This window comes from Pontibacter coccineus (genome assembly GCF_030546575.1).
Classification (GTDB): domain Bacteria; phylum Bacteroidota; class Bacteroidia; order Cytophagales; family Hymenobacteraceae; genus Pontibacter; species Pontibacter coccineus.
On the sequence record NZ_JAUOTN010000008.1, the window covers coordinates 186582 to 203302 of the forward strand.

Below are 16721 nucleotides of genomic sequence, written 5' to 3' on the forward strand. Positions count from 1 at the left end.
TGCTCCGAAGGCACTGGCTATTAGGAGTATGGCTTTTTGAGTCACGGGGTAGGTATATTTTGGTTGAATCAGACACTAATTTCCGACATAATTCCACCATTTCATAATTCCCGGTACAAGTTCGGGTAATCCGAGATCAGTCCGTCCACGCCCATCTCTTTTAACCGCTGCATCTCCTGCAACTCATTGATGGTCCAGGGAACAACCTTCATCCCTTTTGCGTGGCAATCTTTGATCAGCTTTGGCGTGACGAGCCGGTAGTAGGGGCTGTAGATGTCAGGTATAAAACCCAGCGTTTCCAGGTTCTTGTTCAGGCCCGTCGCGTTCTCCACCAGCAGCGACGTTTTAATGTGCGGGTAGCGCTGGCGCAGCACCTGCAGCGTGCGAACGTCAAACGACTGGATGATCACCCATTCGGCTATACCTTTTGCTTCGATCACCTCCATCAGCAAGTCCACAAACTCCTCTGGCGCGGGGTGCAGTTTGCCGTCGCCACTCGGCTTTGACTTGGTTTCGATGTTGTAGTATACCTGCGGCAGGTTGTTCTGCTGCAGGTATACCTGCACCGAGTCGATCAGATCGGAGAGGAGGGGTTTGTAGGTAGGAAGCTTCTCCTGATGCGGAAACTTTGCGTAAAATTTCGAGCCTGCATCAAAGGTCCTGATAGTGGCATAGTCCAGCTGATAAAGGACATACTTGTGCTTGTCAGCGGGGGGGATTTCGCTGCCATCGGGCAAAAGGTCATGCTCATGGTTGATGTACGGGTCATGCGACAAAACCACCTGCCCGTCTTTGGTGATGTGCGTGTCCATCTCCAGTGTGGTCACTCCCAACTCCAGGGCCCGGATCATGGCCGGAATGGTGTTTTCGGGCATCAGTCCGCGGGCACCCCGGTGGCCTTCCAGATCGAAAGCGGGCAGGTGGCGGACTGTGCTGTCAGGTATAGCGCCTTGTTGTGCAGGCATGGTACAGGAGCTTAGCAGGTATAGGAAAGGGGCAACAAGCAGGTTTTTGTGCATGCGAATATTTTAGCAGTAAAGTAGGCGAATCCACAGGCAAGGCTATACCTTTTACCCGTTAAGAAATCGTTAAGTCTTCTACCTGCCTGTTACCTTGTTTCTACTGCGGCTTATTCGTCTTCGCCTTCCAGCGCTTCGATCACCTGCTCTTCGAATTCATCCTGGCTGTCGTACTGCGTGAATTCCAGGGTCTTGCCTTTTTGCTTCAGTTCGTGCAGCACATCCAGTGCCACCACCAGCGGCTCCATTTCGCGACCGATCAGACTTGCATCCCAATCCGAACCGAGCAGCAGTTGGTCACCGTACATGCCCACGCACCAGTTCTCCAAAAACTCAACCAAGGTGATGGATTCCGGCGTGTAATCCTTCCAGTCATCTTCGGCACAAGTTTTGGCACCTGCTGCGTCGGACCAGAACAGGATCACCTCTGCGTCTTCAAACTCGGCAGAACTGGAAGTTGCCCAGGTTTCGTCGTGTGTCAGGCCCCAAACGCTCTCTGATTCGACGATGCGCTGAATGAATTTTCTGTAATTGGCCTCCATGTTCTCGTTGGTGTTCTCTTGCATGGTGATGGTTGGTTTAATGTGAAAGGATGGTGTAAGGTATGATTATTTGTTGTAATTGCGAGCGCCAAATATGCCGCTGCCCACGCGTATAAGCGTACTTCCTTCAGCTACAGCGAGTTCCCAATCGGACGTCATGCCCATCGAGATTTCCTTGAAGTCTTCGCTGGCGGCGAAGAATGTTTCTTTAAGCTTTTCAAAGTATCCTCTCAGGGTTTGGAATTCACTTCGGAGTTTTTCCTGGTTGTCGGTGTTGGTGGCAATGCCCATCACACCAGTAATACGGATAAAGTGCATGTTGCGGTACTCGTCACTTTGCAGCAGCGCAACGGCCTCATCATAGCTCATGCCAAACTTGGTTTCCTCGTCGGCAATGTCGAATTGCAGCATGCAGTTAACGGGCAAAGTCCGGTTAAACTGCTCCGCTCTTTTGTTGATCTCAACCAGCAATTTCAGGCTGTCTACCGACTGGATGGTGTCGATGAACTGTGCGATCTGTTTTACCTTGTTTGTCTGCAGGTGCCCGATCAGGTGCCAGGCGATGTCGTGCGGCAAAAGATCACGCTTTTCCAGCAATTCCTGCACTTTGTTCTCCCCGAAAATGCGATGCCCGGCATCGTAGGCCTCCATGATCTTTTCAGGAGAATGTGTTTTGGAAACAGCTACCAGACGACAGGGTGTACTGCGAAGCGTCTCATCAAAAAAACGAATATTATCAGCAATTTCAGACATAGTTTTATGTAGTGTAATCTTAGTAAATATCGCACTTATACAAAGCAGGTATAGGTTACTGCAGGCAAAGGTTTAAAGCACCAGCTATACCTTTTCCCAACTTTCTAACTTTATAATTTCCAACCTTTCTAACTTTTCAATCTTCCTAGTCTTCCAGCACGTTGGTCATAAAGGTGTTTTTCAGCAGCATCCACACGACCAGCAGCAACAGGGCCCACTTCAGGTATACCTGATAGTAGTCGTAGGTGTCGCGGAAGCGCTTCTCACGTACCTCCGTTTTCTCATACCGGTCGATGTTCTGGAAAATTTCCTGCAACCCGTCGCGCGAGTCGGCTCTGAAGAACTGGCCTTCGCCTGTTTCCGAAATATCACGCAGGCTTTTTTCGTCTAACTGCGTTTCTACTAACAAGGTTTTGCCATTGGCATCCACATCATAGGGCACCAGGCCGTCTTTTCCTATACCGATTGTGTATACCTTGATCTGGTGCGCGTATGCCAGGCGGGCCGCCATATGCGGATCCAGACTGCCTGCCGTGTTCTCTCCATCGCTGATCAGTATGGCTACTTTACTCTTTGCATTGGAGTCGCGCATGCGGTTGATGGCTACGGCAAGGGCGCTGCCAATGGCCGTGCCATCATCAGATATCATCCCGTTTTCGATGGAGCGGATGCTCTCGCGTAGCAGTTCATAGTCAGTGGTGAGCGGAGCCAGGGAATAGGCATCGCCGGCAAAGACCACCACACCGATGCGGTCGGCCACGCGGCCGTTAATGAAGTTGATGGCCACCTCTTTGGCTGCTTCCAGGCGGCTCGGCTTGATGTCCTGCAGCTCCATGGAGCCCGACACGTCCATGACCAGTACAATGTCTATACCTTCGGCCGTTTGCTCTACCTGTTCGTTTATACGCTGCGGTCGGGCCAGCGCCAGCAGCACGAGCATCACAAACATCATGTAGATAATTTCCGGAACAAAACGGAGCAGACTTGACCATTGCCAACGCACGGTGCCCTCGAACATGGCCATGTCCAGCTTACTGCGCGACTTGAGTCGGAACAAACCTTTGAGCAGGAAAAGGAGGGGCACCACCGGCAGGGCATACAGCACCAGCGGGTATACCCAGTCAAAGGAGCGCATCGTACTCAGGCTAAACCATTCCAGGCTCAGCCAGTCTAGCATGTCATTGCTTATTCCTAGCATTTCCGGTTATTTCGCGGTGTGTTTTGTAGCGACTGCGGGCAAAACGGCGCAGCATGCTCAAGGCCTGGTTTGTTTCCTGATCGGGTTCGGCCGTGACGTTGCCGTAAATGGCTTTGTCGCACAGGCGCAGCGCCAGGTTCACCTGTTCGTCATCGTTGTAGTATTCCACAATCTCCTTGGTGGTGAAAGAATTAATAGCGCTTCGCTCCAGTTTGGTCAGGTAGTTCTTCCAAAGCGACACAGCCTTTTCCATGCTGGTCGGTACCCCCGTTTTCACGAAGCGGTCGACGTGGGAGTTATACCTGGAGTTGAAGTACAGGTGGTCTTTGCGAAGGCGGTATAGCTGGTACTTGATCTTGATCGTTTGTCCGAACACCAGCCAAACCAGCGCAATAAAAGCAGCAATGGTTACGATCCAAAGCACCAGAATAGGCCAGTCGAAACGTTCCTCTACCTGCGCCAGCGTAGTTTCTGTGCGGAGCTGAAGCGGCGTGGAAACTTCCTGCACCAACTGGCGCAACACCACCGACTGCTTTGGCGACACGACCTGCAGCGTATCCTTGCCCTGCAACACAATGGCCGGCAGTTCAAGCGACTGCACGGGCGCAGTATCAAAGGTGCGCAAGGTATACACGGTGCTGTCTGTGCTGATACCTGCGCGCGTGGCGGTCGGGTAGTATTCCTGTCGCACCAGTTCAAAGGGAGCAAAGTTATAGCTGGAGTCTGGCAGTATGACTTCCTGGGCAGCCGGGTGCCGGTGCACCAGGGTATAGCGTACGAGCTCCCCGATATACACGGAGTCTTTACTGAAGCCTCCATCTGGCGGAAGCAACTGCTGCGCCTGCGTGCCAACGGAAATCAAGCAAAAGAATATAAGCAGAGTATTACGCACTTTTTTTGGACGTTCGGTTACGGAGGCGGAACAGATTGACCAGTTGCATGACATAGTCTTCGTTGGCCTGTATGGCCAGGTAATTGGCCTGGTATTTCTGACAGATCCTGATCACTCTGTCCTGGTTCTGTTTGTACTGGGCAAAATAATGCTCTTTAAATTCGGCGCCTGAGGTGTTGAGCCAGATCGTTTTCCCCGTTTCTTTATCAACCACCGGCACAATGCCCAGACTTGGCATGTTGCGCTCACGCAGGTCGAGCAGCTGAATCACGATCAGGTCGTGTTTCTTCGCGAGCATGGCCAGCTCTCTCTCATAGTTCACATCAATGAAATCGGAGATCAGCAGGATAATGCTGCGGCGCTTGACAATGTCCAGGGTTAGTTTGATGCCGGCAGCGAGGTTGGTTTTCACCGATTTCGGCTTCAGCTCGTGCAGCGCCTTGATCAAGGTATAAGCCTGCTCGATGCCTTTGGCGGGCTTGATGTACTTCTCTTTCTGATCACTGAAGCAGATGATCCCGATCTGGCTTTGCTGGCGGGCGGCAGCGAGCGCAAGTACGCCGCATATCTCTTTTCCGACATCCAGTTTGTGCTGGCGACCTGTGCCCACGGTTTGTGAGGCGCTTACATCCAGCATCAGAAAAACGGACTGTTCTTTTTCCTCCCGGTAAGTTTTAACGAAGGTTCCCTGCCCTTTGGCCGATACGTGCCAGTCGATCGAGCGCACATCGTCGCCGTACTGATAGGCGCGCACGTCATCAAACTCCAGCCCCGTTCCTTTAAAAACAGAGTGGAAGTCGCCCTGCATCTGGGTGTTGATGGCTTTGCGAATGCGTATTTCGTACTTGCGCAGCTTTTGAACAAGTTCCTTCATAGGGTAGGGGCTTTGCCTCAGATTTTAAAATTAGGACATATTCCCGTAATATTACATTCGTGAAACGAATTTTATACCTACTTTCCTTTGTCGTGCTGGCTGGCTGCGGCCAAAGTCCTGAAAAGCGACCTGCTGACCTACTGCCCGAACAGAAGATGGTGCAGATACTGGCCGATGTGCATATCGCCGAATCCCGCATCGAAACGCACGTTATGTACCCGGATACCGCGCTGATGGTCTTCAACAAAGAGCAACAGCATATTCTGGCGGAGCATGGCGTTACACAGGAAGACTTTCGCAAGACCTACCGTTACTACCTGACCCACCTCGCGCAGATGGACAAACTCTACGAGATTATCCTGGACACCCTGAGCGTGCGCGAAGCCAAACTGCGCGCCACCGACTCAACCAGTGTTGCGCCAGGCCAACCTCCGGTGCCTATACTGGAAGGTATGAAGCAAGCTTATTAGGCTATATGAGCTTACTACCGTTTGGCACGGGACCAGCCGGCTGCGCCAGCACGATATCTCCGTTCTCGTCGGCAAAGCCTGTCACTAGCACCTCCGACATATATTTCCCGATCTGCTTGTTCCCCAGGTTGGTCACGCACAGCACCTGCTTTCCGGGTAGTTCATCCAGGGTATAGTGCTTCGTGATCTGAGCGCTCGATCTTTTTAAGCCCAACGGACCCAGATCGACCAGGAGTTTGTAGGCGGGCTTACGCGCTTCCGGAAATTCGGTGGCTTCCACAATAGTGCCCACTCTTATATCTGTCTCTTCAAAATGTTGCCACGATATGGTCGGCATGGCCTGTGCGGAGGTATGCATGGGTTTGTCTGTTTTTCTCCCCAAGTTAAGGATTCTGTTTTAAAATAACCTGTACAGTGACTTGCTGCCGGCTCCTTCGGTAACATTAGGATTATAGCCGCGTATCCTATGCAACTGGCTTTCTTACTGTTAAAAAAGCTTAAAGTATAAGCCGGCGAAGCTATTGCAAAACCTTAAAAACTATGAAAAGAGAATCTGGAGCAAGTTTACCCGTGTGGGTGGAGAATATAACGATGCCTGTTACGAATCCCCTCGTCGACAACATCCGATGTGATGTGTGCATTGTCGGTGCAGGTATAGCAGGTGTTACCACGGCCTATCTATTGGCCAAAGAGGGGCGCGATGTTGTGTTGCTGGAGGCCAAAGAAATAGGCGGGGGCGAAACAAGCCGCACAACGGCTCACCTGTCCAATGCGCTGGATGAGCGGTTCGATGAATTGATCCGCCTGCACGGAGTGGACGGTGCCCGACTGGCTGCCCAAAGCCACGGAAAGGCAATCGACAAGATCGAAGAAATCATAAAGGATGAAAAAATAGACTGTGATTTTGCACGGGTGGACGGTTACCTCTTTGCCACGGACAACAAGCAGCAGGATGACCTGATGAAGGAGTTGGAGGCGCTGCAGAAAATAGGCTGGCTGGATGTGGTGCTGCGCAAGCACAGTCCGCTGGGGACCCTGACAGACTTTCCATGCCTGCAATACCCCAACCAGGCGCACTTTCACGTCCTGAAATACCTGTCTGCTTTGGCAAATGCCTTTATCAGGGAGGGTGGCCGCATCTTTACCAAAACCAAGGTGGAGCGTTTTGAAACAGGCCCGGTTGTATCGGCTGTCTCAAAAGAAGGGCATGCCGTAGCGGCCAACCACCTGGTCGTGACGACAAACACGCCGATCAACGACATGGTGACGATGCACACAAAACAAGCCCCTTACCGAACTTACGCCATCGGGCTTGCCGTGCGGCAGGGCGAGGTGCCAGATGCGCTGTATTGGGACATGGAAGATCCTTATCACTATGTACGGTTGCTGAAAGGCAAAACAGGCGGTGAGGACGCAGAGGACCTGGACCTGCTGATCGTAGGGGGCGAGGACCATAAAACAGGGCAGGGCGATCACCTGAGTGAGCGATTCGAATCGCTTGAGCGCTGGACCCGCAAGCATTTCCCAATGGCAAAAGAAGTGGTATATCGCTGGTCGGGCCAGGTGATGGAGCCTGTCGATGGATTGGGTTTCATAGGTCGCAATCCGGGGGATTCTGAAAATATTTATATTGCCACTGGTGACTCGGGCCACGGCATGACAAACAGCACGATTGCCGGTATGCTGCTCACCGACCTGTTACAGGGAAGGCCGAACCCATGGGAAAAGCTCTACGACCCAAGCCGTAAGAATACCCAATCGGTGGGTGAGTTTTTGAAGGAGAACATCAACGTCGCCGCCCAGTTCAAGGACTTCGTGACTCCCGGAGAGGTGAAAGATCCAATGGAAGTAATGCCTGGGACGGGAAAAATCATGCGCAAAGGTATGAGCAAGGTGGCCGTTTACTGCGACCAGGATGGCGTGCGGCACCAGTGTTCGGCGGTGTGCACACACATGGGTTGTGTGGTGCACTGGAACGAAGTAGAAAGCTCCTGGGACTGTCCTTGCCACGGCTCCCGTTTTGATCCCTTTGGCAGGGTGATGACCGGTCCGGCGTCCAAAGACCTGGGTCCGGTAGAAGAATAACCTAGACAGAGTTTATCAGAAAGCCCTGCTTTGCGGTTCCGTAAAGCAGGGCTTTCTGATTGATGGCTTATTTCCAGGCGTCCAACTCCTGCAGGCGCTGTGCTATGCGGTCGTTCCAATCCTGCTGTACCTGGATGTCTATTCCGTGGCGGGATGCTTTATCGAACTGATCCTGCTCCGCTTTCCAGGCCTTGAATGCGTCACCGACCGTGCTATTGAGGTTTGTCTTCAGGTTGCCACACGACATCCCAAGTTCCTTCAACTCACGGCGCAGCATGCGGGCATGCACTTCGGTGAGGTCAAAGTGCAGCTGCTCATGTGCCAGCAGCTTCTCCGACTTTTTGTTCTTCGACCAGGACTCTCCCGGCAGGAACACACATTTCACCTCGTAGTAAAACGTATTGTCTTTGCAACGGGCGTCCACGGCCAGGTTGGCGGCCGTGAGGGCGTGGTGGGGATTGGTAGACTCGGGTGTTCCCCTGAAATCTTCCCAGTTCAACTTCCGGGTGGCAGACCAGGCCAGCTGTTCTGTATTAGAAACGCTGTGACTGGCTTTGTTCGGAATAATAATACTAGTAGACGGCGAACCGGCTGGGGTAGGATACGGCATAAGTATACCTACCAATAGGCTAAGGAGTAGAGTAATGATAAACATCGGCTAAAAGTTTAAAAAGTCTCTATCGGCGCAACACTGTCACCTGTAAATAGGTGCCACTATTGCATTATTTTATTTGCTAAGCCTGCCGCTTAGCATTTTAAAGCGCCAGAATAGTAATATGGCAGCTACAGACAATCCGACCAACAGACCAGTCCAGACGCCATGCACGCCGAAGCCCAGCTTGAAACAGAGGATATACCCTACCGGCAGACCGATCACCCAATAGGCGATCAGCGAGATAAGCCCGGGAACACGCACATCTTCAAGGCCTCGGAGCACACCCAGTCCCACCACCTGCACACCGTCCGAAATCTGGAAAAGGGCAGCAATAATGAGCAAGGTGGCGGCTAGCTCGATCACCATCGGATCGTCCAGGTATAGGGAAGGTATAAAATTTTTCCCAGCTATCATAAGCAGACCGCTCAGAATCATGAAAAGCACCCCCATCATAAAGCTGCTGTTGCCGGCCACCTGCATGGCTCTGAAATTGCGAAGACCTTTTTGGTTGCCCACACGGATGGTGGCCGCCGCGGCAATGCCACTGGCCATCATATAAGTAACCGAGGCAACGTTGATGGCGATCTGGTGAGCGGCCAGTTCGCGTGCGCCCAGCCACCCGATCATAATGGCCGAAAAGCTGAAGGCGCCCATTTCAAACACCATTTGCCCGGAGATCGGCAGTCCCAGGCGGAAGATATGGTACATGTGCACAAAAGAAAGGTGCCGGAACGAGAGGAAGCGATGGAATGCGGCAAAGCGCTTGCCGTAAAGCACATAGCCTCCCATCACCAGGGCCATCACGACCCGCGAGATGAGCGTAGCCCAGCCAGCGCCGACCAGCCCCATGGGCTCAAAGCCGAGTTTGCCATAGATGAGGATGTAGTTGAGCACCACATTGAGTCCATTGGCAATGAGTGAAATGTACATGGCCTGTTTGGTGAGCGAAAGTCCTTCGGCGAACTGCCTGAAACCCTGAAACAGCATCAGCGGCACCATCGACAGGAAAAGGATATTGACGTACGGTATAGCCTGTCTGACAACCTCTTCTGGTTGGTCGAGCCAGGTGATATAAGGGGAGAGAAAGTAGCCGGCTACGAACAGAATGATTCCAAGCAGCAGGTTGGAAAACAAACCGTTGAGCAAAAGCAGCGAGATGCGGGTATAGTTGCGGCGGCCATCGGCTGCAGCGATCAGAGGCGTGATGCTGTAAGAAACCCCCAGGCCGAATACCAGCGTGATCGTGAAAATGCTGTTGCCCAGCGAGGCCGCCGCCAGTGGTATAGTTCCCGTTTGACCCACCATCAGACTGTCGATGACACTCACCATAATGTGACCCAGCTGACTCAGCACGACAGGGTAAGCCAGCAGGAAGTTCTTTCGGAAGTGGTCTCGGTATTCTAATGATAGCATAAAGGGAAAGGAAAAAGGACTGCAAAATTAGTCTTTTTTCCTTTCCCCAGCACAAGTGCAGTTGCATTAGTGCGCTATTCCGACCAGCTCAAGCCGCTTTTTTTTCACTGCGGAGCTTTGCCAGAATTGCTTTCGCCGGGATCGGGAGCAGCACCAGGGCAGCGGTTAAAATAATCTTTTTTGTATTCATAAAGATGATCATGTTAATTCAAGCAAGTTAAACAGCTTTGAAGAGCATGTCAGCAAAGTTACCCTTTTCGTCGAGGTAGGACGTGACGAATTCAAAGCCAGCTGAGCGGCCCATTTCGGTGGCTTGCGGCAGGGTATATTTATGCGAGCTTTCCGTATGGATCGCCTCCCAGGCAGCAAAGGTATAACGCTCCTGGGTAGCTTCCAGGTATACCTCCTGCTCGCGCTGGCTCACCAAAAAGCTCTTCATCACGCCCTGTTGCGGGTCGTACAGTGCAAAGTGCTTGAATGCCTCCAGATCGAAATTACCGCCCAATTCCCGGTTGATGCGCTCCAGTAAATTCAGGTTAAAGGCAGCTGTTACACCGCTTGCATCGTTGTAGGCGGCCAGAATGGTAGCCGGATCTTTGGCTAAATCCACCCCCAGCAGGAACAGGTCACCCGGCTGCAGGTGCCGCCTGATCTGGGAGATAAACTCCAGACCCTCTTCACGCTCAAAGTTGCCAATGTTTGAACCCAGGAACAGTACCACTTTTCGCTCTGTCAAGTGCTGCTCAAGCCATTCCAGCCCCAAAATATACTCCGCTACCACCGCTTGCACATGCAAATCCGGCTGCGACTGCTGCAGGTCTTTGCTTAATTCCTGCATCACCGAGCCCGAAATATCCATCGGGACGTAATCGAAAGGCTTTTCCTGCTCTACCAATTCAGATAGCAGCAGCTTTGTTTTCATGGCGTCCCCGGCACCCAGATCAACCAGGTGGAAGAACCCATTGGCGGCAAAAGCGCTGACCATCGCCGATCGGTGTCGCTGCAGCAGACTATACTCAGCACGCGTCAGATAATATTCCGGCAAAGCCATGATCTGCTGGAAGAGCCTGCTTCCCTTAGCATCATAAAAGTAACGTGATGACAGTATTTTAGGGCTTTGGCTTAAGCCCTCCGCCACGTGCCTCGCAAATTCAGCACGGTCCTGACTGCCATCGGTCTTGCGCGAGAGGTCTATCAATGTATTGGGGGTTGTCTGTAAGAGCATATTTTTATTGTGCCAGTCGTATTCCGGTGAACTGCCAGCGTTTGTCAGGGTGAAAGAAGTTACGGTAAGTGGTTCTGATGTGGCGCTCGGGTGTAGCGCAGGAACCACCGCGCAACACCATCTGGTTGATCATGAACTTCCCGTTGTACTCACCTAGCGCACCGGCGGCGGTTGTAAAACCAGGATAGGGGTGGTAAGCACTGTAGGTCCATTCCCAGGCATCGCCAAAAAGCTGCTGCATACCTTTGCTTGGCTTCGCCGCACAGGGTTCAAACAGCCCGGACTCCTGGAAGTTGCCTTTAGTGGGAGGGTATACCTGTGTAGCGGCTTCCCATTCAAACTCGGTTAGCAGGCGCTTTCCGGACCAGGCGGCATAGGCCTGTGCTTCGTAAAAACTGATATGGCTCACGGGCTTGTACAGGTCCAGTTTCTCCAGACCATGCATGGTATACTGGTACCAGTCTCCGTCCTGCTCGAGCCAGTAGAGTGGGGCTTTCAGATTGGCAGTGCGCACCATGGCCAGGCCTTCATCCAGCCAGAAACGGAAATCGCTATACCCACCATTCCGCATAAACTCCAGGTACTCGGCATTCGTCACCAGGCGGTTCATGATGCTGAAGTCGGAGAGAAGTACTTCGTGCGCGCCCAGCTCGTTGTCAAAACAAAAGCCCTCTCCCTGAAAACCGATCCGGTAAATACCGCCGGGCACCTCCAGGTACTCCGGTTTTCCCGGATCTTCAGATGGTGTGTCAGCGACCTTTTTAGCGTAGGCCGGTAAAAGCGGGTTGGTGCTGAGTATGTACTTGATATCGGTGATGAGTAGTTCCTGGTGTTGCTGTTCATGCTGCAGGCCCAGCTCTAGTACGGGCAGCAACTCTTCAAGCCGGTCGTCCGGCACCTTTTGCAGCAGCTCTTCCATGTGTTCGTTTACATGGCGGCGGTAGGCGTAGACATCCCGCAGAGGAGGCCTCGTAAGCGTACTTCGCTCTGCCCGCTGCACGCGGTTGCCCACGGAGTTGTAATAGGAGTTGAACAGAAAGGCATAGTTAGGATGAAATACCTGATAGTTTTTCAGGTAGGGCCCGAGCACAAACTGCTCAAAAAACCAGGTGGTATGCGCCATATGCCATTTCGGCGGGCTCACGTCTACCATCGGCTGCACCACGGTGTCTTCGGGCTCCAGCGGCGAACAGATCTTTTCAGTCTGCGCCCTGATCTGCTGAAATCGCTCATGTATGGTCTGGCTGATGGGGGCAGTTATCGTAGTCATGGGGATGAGGAGGTTAGCGAAGCGGTATAGGAAAAGGGGTTACTTAAAGCATTAAAGTGCCTGCAACTGTCGTGTTAACTCTTTTTCTACGTACTTTGTTTTCGATAAGCCGATTTTGGAAAGCCTAATTTCACGCCACTATGTCCTTACGATTGACCGTTACGCCCCATCAGCTTCAGTTTAAATTCGATGCACGCACCTCACGCGGCGCAATGCGCACCCACCAGGTATACTACCTGCACCTCAGTGATTCTGACGAGCCTGAGGTGATTGGCGTAGGAGAGTGCGCGCCACTTCCCGGCCTGAGCATCGATGCACGACCAGACCTGGAAGCGAAGCTCGGGCAGCTGGCAGCGAATGTAGCAGCGCGGCAGTTAACGGCTAACGATTTGCAGCAGATGCTCAAGTTCGCTGATTTGCGCGAATGGCCTGCCATCCGGTTTGCGCTTGAAACGGCGCTGTTGGATATGCAGCAGGGAGGAAATAAAAGACTTTATGCAAACGACTTCAGTGAGGGCAGAGCAGGTATACCCATCAATGGCTTGATCTGGATGGGGGAAAAGAACTTTATGCAGGAGCAGATCCGAAAGAAACTCTCGGAGGGCTATACCTGTCTGAAGCTGAAAATCGGCAGTCTGGACTTTGCCACGGAACTCGACATACTGCATCAGATACGGGAGGTAGCTGGCCCGGAAGACCTGACCATACGGGTGGATGCCAACGGTGCTTTTGCACCCGACGAGGCTTTTCGCAAACTGGAGCGCCTGGCCAGGTATAGCCTGCACTCCATTGAACAACCCATCCGGCAGGGACAACCCGAGCAGATGCAACAGCTCTGCGCCTATACCCCCATACCGATTGCCCTCGACGAGGAACTGATCGGGGTGCAGGAAACGGAGAAACAGGTGGAACTGCTGGATTTTATAAAACCGCAATACATCATCCTGAAGCCAACCTTGGTAGGGGGCATGCAGGCAAGTGCGGATTGGATCAAGCTGGCAGAGGAACGCAGCATCGACTGGTGGATGACCTCGGCACTGGAGTCGAACATCGGGCTGAACGCCATCAGCCAGTTTACGGCCAATTATACCATCAGCATCCCGCAGGGGCTCGGCACCGGACAGCTATACCATAACAACATCGACTCTCCGCTGCAAATAAAAAAAGGTTGGCTATGGTATAGCGGCGACACCTGGAGAGAATTGCCTGAGCAGGCCTAAGCCTATACCTATACCTATATCTATACCTTCGTGCTCCCTAAAAACAAAAGAGGCCTGCAAAACTTGCAGGCCTCTTTTGGCAAGGGGTGCTATTTGGCTTAGTGCATACCTGGGCGACCGCCTCGGTTCATGCCTGGTCCACGCTGCATGTTCTCTTCAGGAGCTGGTGCCCCTCCTTTGAAGCTGCGGATGTTGTACGAGAAGGTCAGCATGAAGAAGCGCTGCAGCACCGTTGACTGCACATCCTCCACATAAGATTCCGTGATGTTGCGGCGGATGCTCACGTTCTGGTTCATCAGGTCATTTACACTCAAACTGATTTCACCTTGCTTGTCCTTGAATATCTTCTTACCCAAGCTCATGTTCCAGAGCAGGAAGCTGTTGTCCACGCCGGCTGACAGACCAGAGTTGTACTGGTGGTTCAGCTCTGTGCGGTATACCAGGTCTTTCCAAAGGATCCAGTTGTAACGGAGGCTGGTGTTCTGGTTGAAGAAGTTGTTATTCTGCGTTGTGCGCAGCGTGTTCGACACGATGTTGTAGCTTGAGAAAGTAGACACCGTAAAGTCAATTTTCTCGCTGATGTTGCTGCTGATGTTGAAGCCGGCACCCAGGTTGGTGTTGTTGGAGTAGTTCACCTGCCCATCGATCTTGCCTGGAATTCTGGAGTAACCCACCGAACCGTTCACGTTGAAGTTCGAGCTGATGAAGTTAAGCGGCTGTCCGTAGTTGAAGAAGGAGCGCACATTGTAGTAACCATCCATGTTCTCAGGGCGGCTCAGGCGGGCACCCGGACGGAACTCATACCCCTCGGCCATACCCTCCGGGGCACTGGTCGTGTACACGCTGTTGGCCACGTAGTTGTTGGTCATGGTACCGAACATACCGATAAAGAACACGCGGTTGGTTTCGGCATTGAAGTTACGGTAGCGCGCGTTGAAACGGGTCTGATAATCCTGCTCCAAACCGGCATTACCGATGCGCGCTTGTAGTGGGTTAGAGATATCCAGCACTTCCTGCAGCTGCTCCACAGATGGCGCGTTGGTATTGGTTCTCAGGTTAAGCGTCAGGTTCTGGGACTGAGAAAACTTGAACTCATACTCTGCAGATGGCAGGAAGTTGCTGAATTTGCGTTTCATCGGATTCAGGTCAACTGGAAACTCACTGTCGGTGTCGAGGGTGGCGAACTCGTAACGGGCATTCAACTGTAATCTGGCCTTGTCGTTACGGTACTGGTAGCTTGGACCCACGCTCTGCGAGAGGTAATCGCTCTTGAAAGAGCTGCTCAGCGGCATGTTGAAGTTAGCGTACTCACCGGCTGTCTCCACATGGTCGTAGGTTCTGCGGTCTGAGTCACGCATTTGGTTGCCGATGCTGTACTCTACCTGCAGGCGTGATTTCTCACCCAGGCGCTGCGAGTAGTTGGTGCTTCCTGACCAGCTGAAGTTCTTACGGTCCAGACGGATGAACTGGTCGCGCAGTACATTGTTATCAGCGTTCTCAAAATTCTCGGTCTGCTCATACTGGAAACCATCTCCGTCCACGTTGTTGATGCTGGTGTTAAAGTTGGTTGTCAGGATGCGGCCAGAGTCACCAAAGCGCTTCGAGTAAAGGATGTTGTTGTTGAAGTTGAATGTGGTGTTGTCTGAACTGGCGCGGTTCAAAGATTCTGACAGCGTGCCGTTCAGGTCAAAAGTACTGGCGTTTCTTTCGGTGAAGCTTTCGTCGTTCTGCAGACGCAGGCTTGGCGTTACAAGCAGGCGGTTGTTGGCGTTGATGTTATACTGCAGGCGCATGTTCAGGCGGTGCCCATCCTCGCGGTCCCTGTTGTTCGAATCTTCCGTGTACTGCAGTCCCGCTTCGTCAGACACGAAGTCGCGGAAGCGGTACTGGTCGTTGACGATGTCGCGGTTGGTGTAGTTGTAGTTGGCGCTCACTTCCATCTTCTTTCCCCACTTGTCCTGGTAGTTCACACCGAAGTTGTTGGTGTTTATGATGCCTGTCGGAGAGCCACCGCCCCAACCGCCTCTGCGGCCACGCATGCCACCACCTGGTGTTTCGCCCACTGAGAAGTCGAACATGTTGATGTTGTTGGTCAGGCCTGTTACCGTAATGCGGCGGTCGTTGTTAAAGTAGTTGATGGCCGCACCTGCCATGTAACGCTCATCGGTGCCGTAGCCTGCCGAGATCTTGCCGGTATAGCCCTGGCGACGGTCTTTGCGGGTTATGAAGTTGATGGTCTTCAGTCGGTTGCCGTCTTCGAAGCCGCTGAAAGCAGCCTGGTCGCTCTGGGCGTCAAAGATCTGCACGTTCTCGATCATGTCGGAGGAGATATTGCGCATGGCAGAGGTCACATCTTCGCCGGTATAGCGCTTGCCGTCAATCATCACCTGGCGCACTTCCTCGCCCTGCGCCTGAATGCGGCCGTCCTGTACCTGTACGCCAGGCATTTTTGTTACCAGATCTTCCGCACTGGCATCTGGCGCTGTTTTAAAAGCCTTGGCATTAAACTGTGACGTGTCACCTTTCTGCTCGCCGAGCGGTGCGCGCCCGATAATCTGTACTTCGCCCAAACGGGTGTTTTGCTCCTGCATGCCCAATACGCCCAGATTGATTGGGGCCTGTGCCACCTGCACGGGCTTGGACAGCAGGTCGTAACCCAGGTAGCGAACCTCCAGGGTATAATTTCCGGAAGGCACGCGCTCAAAACGAAAAACGCCCTGCCCATCGGTCGAGGTAGTCAGAATTGCATCGCTGGCGGCACGTTTCATCACCACGCTGGCTCCTGGCAGACCGCTTTTGTCTGTAGCGCTCTGCACTGTACCGGTTACAGTCTGTGCGTATACCTGTGAAAAGCCGATCAGCATGATCAGCAGAGAGAATAATTTTCTCATTCTTAATTGTAGTGTAGTAGTTTGGGACTTTAATGTATAGCTTAATTCGGGGTAATAGGTAGGCATGGAGCCTTCAGCAAAGGAGATCCTTTACCTTTTCTGAAACACTTAGAGCAAGTGCTGGCCGAGAAGGTTTAACCACCCCTCAAAAATATTTTCTGGGAATACTCAGATGTATGCAGATTGGGGACTGGGCAGGGCGGTGCACTCCTAA

The 16721-nt window shown here is 52.6% G+C and carries 15 protein-coding genes; 3 read left to right on the forward strand and 12 right to left on the reverse strand.

Features of this window, described 5'->3' with window-relative positions; genetic code table 11:
* Positions 1 to 101: 101 nt before the first annotated feature.
* The 6 genes from Q4E40_RS17530 to Q4E40_RS17555 all read right to left on the reverse strand — a co-directional run bounded on the left by Q4E40_RS17530 (position 102) and on the right by Q4E40_RS17555 (position 5278).
* Complete coding sequence (locus Q4E40_RS17530) at positions 102 to 1019, reverse strand: glycerophosphodiester phosphodiesterase (RefSeq protein ID WP_303413980.1); 918 nt, start codon at positions 1017 to 1019, stop codon at positions 102 to 104.
* 110 nt (positions 1020 to 1129) lie between these two features.
* On the reverse strand, positions 1130 to 1585 hold the full coding sequence (locus Q4E40_RS17535) for a DUF2750 domain-containing protein (protein ID WP_303413981.1): 456 nt from the start codon (positions 1583 to 1585) through the stop codon (positions 1130 to 1132).
* Positions 1586 to 1627: 42 nt separating this feature from the next.
* Positions 1628 to 2314 carry a YggS family pyridoxal phosphate-dependent enzyme gene (locus Q4E40_RS17540; protein ID WP_303413982.1) on the reverse strand — a complete coding sequence of 229 codons (687 nt, stop codon included), beginning with the start codon at positions 2312 to 2314 and terminating at the stop codon, positions 1628 to 1630.
* A gap of 145 nt (positions 2315 to 2459) precedes the next feature.
* Positions 2460 to 3512, reverse strand: coding sequence for a vWA domain-containing protein (locus tag Q4E40_RS17545; protein ID WP_303413983.1), 1053 nt, complete (start codon positions 3510 to 3512; stop codon positions 2460 to 2462).
* Positions 3493 to 4404 (reverse strand): hypothetical protein, encoded by a 912-nt coding sequence (locus Q4E40_RS17550; protein ID WP_303413985.1) that lies wholly within the window; start codon positions 4402 to 4404, stop codon positions 3493 to 3495. Before Q4E40_RS17550 ends, Q4E40_RS17545 begins: the two co-directional genes overlap by 20 nt.
* Positions 4397 to 5278, reverse strand: coding sequence for a DUF58 domain-containing protein (locus tag Q4E40_RS17555; RefSeq protein ID WP_303413986.1), 882 nt, complete (start codon positions 5276 to 5278; stop codon positions 4397 to 4399). Before Q4E40_RS17555 ends, Q4E40_RS17550 begins: the two co-directional genes overlap by 8 nt.
* Before the next feature lie 59 nt (positions 5279 to 5337).
* Here Q4E40_RS17555 and Q4E40_RS17560 point away from each other — a divergent pair, with 59 nt between their 5' ends.
* Entirely contained in the window at positions 5338 to 5748 is a 411-nt protein-coding gene (locus Q4E40_RS17560) for a DUF4296 domain-containing protein (protein WP_303413988.1), read from the forward strand.
* Between the two features lies 1 nt (position 5749).
* On the opposite strand, the gene Q4E40_RS17565 is transcribed toward Q4E40_RS17560, so the two are convergent.
* Positions 5750 to 6106: a tRNA-binding protein gene (locus Q4E40_RS17565; protein WP_303413990.1), complete on the reverse strand. Its 357-nt coding sequence runs from the start codon at positions 6104 to 6106 to the stop codon at positions 5750 to 5752.
* A 182-nt stretch (positions 6107 to 6288) separates the two neighbouring features.
* On the opposite strand from Q4E40_RS17565, the gene Q4E40_RS17570 reads away from it, so the two are divergent.
* Positions 6289 to 7833 carry an FAD-dependent oxidoreductase gene (locus Q4E40_RS17570; protein WP_303413991.1) on the forward strand — a complete coding sequence of 515 codons (1545 nt, stop codon included), beginning with the start codon at positions 6289 to 6291 and terminating at the stop codon, positions 7831 to 7833.
* Positions 7834 to 7900: 67 nt separating this feature from the next.
* Here Q4E40_RS17570 and Q4E40_RS17575 read toward each other — a convergent pair whose 3' ends face one another.
* From Q4E40_RS17575 to egtB, 4 genes are all read right to left on the reverse strand, one after another.
* Positions 7901 to 8443, reverse strand: coding sequence for a DUF922 domain-containing protein (locus Q4E40_RS17575; RefSeq protein ID WP_303413992.1), 543 nt, complete (start codon positions 8441 to 8443; stop codon positions 7901 to 7903).
* A 117-nt stretch (positions 8444 to 8560) separates the two neighbouring features.
* Positions 8561 to 9901, reverse strand: a complete 1341-nt coding sequence (locus Q4E40_RS17580) for an MATE family efflux transporter (RefSeq protein ID WP_303413994.1) — start codon at positions 9899 to 9901, stop codon at positions 8561 to 8563.
* 217 nt (positions 9902 to 10118) lie between these two features.
* Positions 10119 to 11126: an L-histidine N(alpha)-methyltransferase gene (gene egtD, locus Q4E40_RS17585; protein ID WP_303413995.1), complete on the reverse strand. Its 1008-nt coding sequence runs from the start codon at positions 11124 to 11126 to the stop codon at positions 10119 to 10121.
* Positions 11127 to 11130: 4 nt separating this feature from the next.
* On the reverse strand, positions 11131 to 12396 hold the full coding sequence (egtB, locus tag Q4E40_RS17590; RefSeq protein ID WP_303413996.1) for an ergothioneine biosynthesis protein EgtB: 1266 nt from the start codon (positions 12394 to 12396) through the stop codon (positions 11131 to 11133).
* 140 nt (positions 12397 to 12536) lie between these two features.
* Here egtB and Q4E40_RS17595 point away from each other — a divergent pair, with 140 nt between their 5' ends.
* Entirely contained in the window at positions 12537 to 13616 is a 1080-nt protein-coding gene (locus Q4E40_RS17595; RefSeq protein WP_303413997.1) for an o-succinylbenzoate synthase, read from the forward strand.
* Between the two features lie 98 nt (positions 13617 to 13714).
* Here Q4E40_RS17595 and Q4E40_RS17600 read toward each other — a convergent pair whose 3' ends face one another.
* A complete protein-coding gene (locus Q4E40_RS17600) occupies positions 13715 to 16507 on the reverse strand; it encodes an outer membrane beta-barrel protein (protein ID WP_303413998.1) in 2793 nt (930 codons plus the stop codon).
* Positions 16508 to 16721 lie beyond the last annotated feature (214 nt).

What these genes read in the sequence shown, in the direction of transcription:
- Q4E40_RS17530 (WP_303413980.1), bottom strand. Translation starts at nt 1,019, where the DNA reads ATGCACAAAAACCTGCTTGTTGCCCCTTTCCTATACCTGCTAAGCTCC.
- Q4E40_RS17535 (WP_303413981.1), bottom strand. Translation starts at nt 1,585, where the DNA reads ATGCAAGAGAACACCAACGAGAACATGGAGGCCAATTACAGAAAATTC.
- Q4E40_RS17540 (WP_303413982.1), bottom strand. Translation starts at nt 2,314, where the DNA reads ATGTCTGAAATTGCTGATAATATTCGTTTTTTTGATGAGACGCTTCGC.
- Q4E40_RS17545 (WP_303413983.1), bottom strand. Translation starts at nt 3,512, where the DNA reads ATGCTAGGAATAAGCAATGACATGCTAGACTGGCTGAGCCTGGAATGG.
- Q4E40_RS17555 (WP_303413986.1), bottom strand. Translation starts at nt 5,278, where the DNA reads ATGAAGGAACTTGTTCAAAAGCTGCGCAAGTACGAAATACGCATTCGC.
- Q4E40_RS17565 (WP_303413990.1), bottom strand. Translation starts at nt 6,106, where the DNA reads ATGCATACCTCCGCACAGGCCATGCCGACCATATCGTGGCAACATTTT.
- Q4E40_RS17570 (WP_303413991.1), top strand. Translation starts at nt 6,289, where the DNA reads ATGAAAAGAGAATCTGGAGCAAGTTTACCCGTGTGGGTGGAGAATATA.
- Q4E40_RS17575 (WP_303413992.1), bottom strand. Translation starts at nt 8,443, where the DNA reads ATGCCGTATCCTACCCCAGCCGGTTCGCCGTCTACTAGTATTATTATT.
- Q4E40_RS17580 (WP_303413994.1), bottom strand. Translation starts at nt 9,901, where the DNA reads ATGCTATCATTAGAATACCGAGACCACTTCCGAAAGAACTTCCTGCTG.
- egtD (WP_303413995.1), bottom strand. Translation starts at nt 11,126, where the DNA reads ATGCTCTTACAGACAACCCCCAATACATTGATAGACCTCTCGCGCAAG.
- egtB (WP_303413996.1), bottom strand. Translation starts at nt 12,396, where the DNA reads ATGACTACGATAACTGCCCCCATCAGCCAGACCATACATGAGCGATTT.
- Q4E40_RS17595 (WP_303413997.1), top strand. Translation starts at nt 12,537, where the DNA reads ATGTCCTTACGATTGACCGTTACGCCCCATCAGCTTCAGTTTAAATTC.
- Q4E40_RS17600 (WP_303413998.1), bottom strand. Translation starts at nt 16,507, where the DNA reads ATGAGAAAATTATTCTCTCTGCTGATCATGCTGATCGGCTTTTCACAG.